The following is a 557-nucleotide window of genomic DNA, read 5'->3' on the forward strand; positions in this document are numbered from 1 at the left end:
TGCAGTAGTTGTTCCCGCTAAGCTTTGAGGTGCCTCAGTGGTGTTATTCGCAGCCGTTGCAGCAAGTGTGCCGCCATTATTCGCCGTGGCATTGGCAAACTCAGGTTTTGCTAATTCAGTTGTTGACTCTGCTGTTTTGGCCGATTGCTCAGCATTACCAGCTTGGGCTTGTGGCGCTGGCTGCGCTGGTTGAACGGGTGCCGGCGTTGCTTGAGCCGTCTGGGTTGCTTGAACCGGATTACCCGATGCTTGAGTTTGACCAGCTGTTTGGGTAACCGATGGTTCCTGACCTTGAACGGATGTGCCTGCAGTAGTTGTTCCCGCTAAGCTTTGAGGTGCCTCAGTGGTGTTATTCGCAGCCGTTGCAGCAAGTGTGCCGCCATTATTCGCCGTGGCATTGGCAAACTCAGGTTTTGCTAATTCAGTTGTTGACTCTGCTGTTTTGGCCGATTGCTCAGCATTACCAGCTTGGGCTTGTGGCGCTGGCTGCGCTGGTTGAACGGGTGCCGGCGTTGCTTGAGCCGTCTGGGTTGCTTGAACCGGATTACCCGATGCTT

1 protein-coding gene is annotated in these 557 nt (G+C 54.4%); it reads right to left on the reverse strand.

The window, feature by feature from the left end:
- Positions 1 to 557 (reverse strand): hypothetical protein (locus H5185_RS22395; RefSeq protein ID WP_220494524.1); only part of this gene is annotated, 557 nt, incomplete at both ends.

Source organism: Shewanella sp. SG44-6 (genome assembly GCF_014164185.1).
Lineage (GTDB): Bacteria > Pseudomonadota > Gammaproteobacteria > Enterobacterales > Shewanellaceae > Shewanella > Shewanella vesiculosa.